Below are 3,630 nucleotides of genomic sequence, written 5' to 3'. Positions count from 1 at the left end.
TCTGCAGAAATACCGTGCGTTCGCTGGCGGGTTCAAGCCAGATGGTCTCACTCATCTGAGTCTTCACCTCAAGGTTACGCTTCTTGATTGCTGTGCTCATCGCACCACACCCTGAAAGGACCAGAGTGGAACTGACCAGTGCAACCATCATTAGTTTTTTTGTTTTCATCATATATTTACTCTCTAATATCTTTTATTTTACTCTTGATAACTTCTTGTTTTTGACGTAACTATTGATTGCATCAATAACACCAACAAATTGATATCTACCGATATCTAATTGAATCAAGAACGCCATAATAACCGTCACTAAAATTGCACCAAAACCGTATATAATCCCTCCACCTAAAAAAGACCATAAAAATATAATTCCCATATACACAATGAAATACACTTTCAGTTTTGATGATATAATCCTCATTACGGATGATGTCTTTAGGAATTCTTCCGGCAGAGAGAAATATAACATTCTAATCCTTGCCACAATAAACAGAATAATAAGTCCAAGCCATCCTCCGGCTAACACAGCAGTGAGTGTTTCACTTGTCTTTTGTGTTATTAGAAATGACATTAGTAAGGGACAAAAAATCATCCATCCCATGATTATAAACCCGGGTTTTAATCCCTGCCATAGTGACGGAATTCTAATATCTCCTGAGTCAATATGTTTCTTTAAAACTTCCAACTCACTACTGATAATTTGTTGTGTAATCATGGCCTCTCCATACCCTACCCAACATGTTACGATTATTCTTTATGCTGGTAACTCTTTGCTTTCTCTAAAAGCTCTTTCGGACTATCAGCACCAGGTATTCTTTCCTGAGCCAGCTTTTCTTCATTATATTTATTATTCTGAGTTAATGCTTCTGTTTTATGATGATTTTGTAGTTCAGAATACTGCCCTCTTACAATATTTTCCTCGCCACGGATACTGTTCTGAGTATCACCTATATTCCCTTTATATTCTGTGACCATATTATCAACCTGATGTTTTACATCATTCCGGATATTACTGTCCTGCGTTCTTTGATCAATAATGGCCTGATGCCCCTGATGGTCAGCAATAATATCCTGGCTGCCACCACCCGAAGGTACGCTCTCCATTCCTTTACCAATATCGCCACGGGATTCACGCCAGGCATTATCAACACCAGGCTGCACCTGTTCCTGCACAAAAGACCACGCCATCGCCCGGCGGCGTTCTGCAATCTCCGGTGAACTGGTGTTTGTCAGAATAGCTTCGGCATCCTGCGGTGCGTGTTTCATCACATACTGTGCAAACTGTTGCGACAGATCTTCACTCATCTGCCCACTCATGCTTTCAGTACGGGATGCCATTTCAGCATATTCATGGCTGCGGGTCATATTCGTCGTGTACTGGTCGTAACTCTGTTTCGCTGAGTTCAGGGCTGCAGACAGCTGGTCCACGCGGGAATCGGCATTATTGTCAGTATGGCTGCCGGATTCACTGACTTTGCGGCTGGTAAAGTAATCGCTGGCCTCTTTAAAGTCTTGTGTAGCTCTGGCATCGATATCATGACGAGCATCATGGCTGGCCCGTGAACCACTACTGGCTTCATGTGAGTCAAGATCACTGCCATCAATGCTTGCCTTAGCTCCGGCCTGGAGACCAACCCCTCCACCGTTACCCAATACACTTATGCCTAAATGCCCTTTAGCATAAGCATCACCGTAAAGGCCAAGCGACGCATTTGTACTTCTCGATGCCAGTTCTCTTGTCGCCTGCTCATTACTGATATTATGCGCCTTCGCATAGCTTTCCACTGCACTGCGCATACGGCTGGCCATCATGGAGTCCTGTGCGCTCATGGTGCTGTCAGCACCACCTGTGACAGAATCACTGCTCCCCCGGTTAGAACCAAACTGACTGAGCGTGTTCCAGGCACTGGCAATACTGCTGCTGAACCCATGCAGGGCACTTTCTGCTCTGTTCGATGCTTCCCGGGACATTTCCTGTTGTGCTGCCGCAATCTGACGCGTTGCATTGATGCCGACCGGTAACCGGGACATAGCTCCGCTTGCATCCATCACCATATTACCGTCACGGGTCTGTGTGGCGGTTGCGCCACTGCCGGTCTGGTACATCATCTGACCAAACGACGTGGTGCTGTTGGTGCTCCAGCTGAAGCCGTTCACGTTTTCCGTCTGCATGTTGCCGTAGGAGTAATTACCGTCAACCACACTACCTGCCGCACTGGCAGTCGGACTGATAGCAGAGGAAGCGAAATGGCTGTACACGCTGGAAAAACCTGCGCCAAGGCCTTTTACCATCATCCATGACAACGGGGGTATCATGACAGATATATATCCGGCAGTGGACGCCAGGTCGGAGTATTTCAGCTGTATCTGAGAGAGTTCAGAGAGCACGACCGGTGCACCATTCTGCTTTGCATAGAATGTCATGGCACTGTTCAGAATGGCATACAGCAACGGCCAGGTCTGGAACCACATCAGAGCAAACACATAGCCTCTCAGAACAGACAGCGTCAGTCTGTTGAAGACAGCCGCCAGTACCAGGAGCGGGAAGATACCAATGGTAATGCCCACCAGAATGGTCTGCACCATCGGCAGGTTTCGCATCAGCACATGACCAATGGAGACATGTGCCAGACGCTGTTTCTCCATCGACGAAGTCGTGGCCAGACTGACCAGGCTGGCGGTATCACCGTTACGGGCCGCATTACTGGTGATACCCTCTTTCAGGGCATTCATGGTGACGTTCTGGCGCATAATCTGGCTGGCAGACTGGCTGGAGCCGTAGAAATAACTGTAACTGTCACTCACCAGTTGTCTGAATAACAGGTCAGGGTCCGGCCTGCCGCCAAATATCTGCTGCACATAATAATGCCAGGTCTTGCCTCCCGTCTTTGTATCGAGATTCAGCCTGTCTTTCAGCGTGACCGACGCATCTTTACAGGTTATGAAATTATTATTGCTGTCATAAACGCCCCGTAGCGGGCTGGGCCGGGAAAAAATCAGCGTGTAGGGGTCACCGGAGGCCATCAGGTCTTCCAGCGTGTATTTGTGGTTCAGGTAAATATCACCCAGCACGCAGTTCTGGACGTAGTCCTGAAACAGATTGATGATTTCCGGATTCCGGGACAGGAAATCGGTGCTTTTCACAATCAGGTTCGCCCCGAACAGCATGCCTGTCTTGCTGTAGGTGGCGCTGTCAGGCTGAGCGAACACCATCTCATAACCTGCCACCATCGCATGCCCGATACGGGTCGTCAGTGAAAGTGGCATCGCCAGTCCGACCGGTACATTATCCACCCGGTGAACTTTGACCAGGTCACTGTTATCAATAATCTGCACCGATGTGCGGACATTAACCAGCAGGCTGATAAGCACAAACACGGCCACCCAGCCCAGCAAATCCATCACGTTGTGCCGCTGTACCCACATCACGGCCACCGCGAGAACAGACAATGTGAGCGCAATTTTTTCAATGGAATCCCACGTCCTGGTTCCCATAAAGGCGGCAATGGCGTTCAGGTTATTCCGCAACCACTCACCACCGGCAATCACATAAACTTCATTCACAGCGTGCTCCCTCCGAAGTGATAGTTGTTCTGGTAACGACTGAGCATGCGGGCGGAAAGCTGCTGA

The 3,630-nt window shown here is 48.4% G+C and carries 2 protein-coding genes and 1 pseudogene; all 3 read right to left on the bottom strand.

Annotated features, from left to right (window positions below; all coding sequences use genetic code 11):
* A pseudogene (locus K0778_RS28040) lies at nucleotides 1–169 on the bottom strand (complement resistance protein TraT); the annotation flags it as partial.
* A gap of 24 nt (nucleotides 170–193) precedes the next feature.
* On the bottom strand, nucleotides 194–715 hold the full coding sequence (traS, locus tag K0778_RS25155) for a conjugal transfer entry exclusion protein TraS (protein WP_000632668.1): 522 nt from the start codon (nucleotides 713–715) through the stop codon (nucleotides 194–196).
* Nucleotides 716–747: 32 nt separating this feature from the next.
* Nucleotides 748–3,564 carry a conjugal transfer mating-pair stabilization protein TraG gene (traG, locus tag K0778_RS25150; protein WP_015059018.1) on the bottom strand — a complete coding sequence of 939 codons (2,817 nt, stop codon included), beginning with the start codon at nucleotides 3,562–3,564 and terminating at the stop codon, nucleotides 748–750.
* Nucleotides 3,565–3,630: the final 66 nt, after the last annotated feature.

Source organism: Escherichia sp. XD33 (genome assembly GCF_019375075.1).
Classification (GTDB): Bacteria; Pseudomonadota; Gammaproteobacteria; order Enterobacterales; family Enterobacteriaceae; genus Enterobacter; species Enterobacter flexneri_A.
The sequence above is the reverse complement of the archived record's forward strand: the minus strand, read 5'-3'. Positions and strand labels throughout refer to the sequence as shown.

What these genes read in the sequence shown, in the direction of transcription:
- traS (WP_000632668.1), bottom strand. Translation starts at nt 715, where the DNA reads ATGATTACACAACAAATTATCAGTAGTGAGTTGGAAGTTTTAAAGAAA.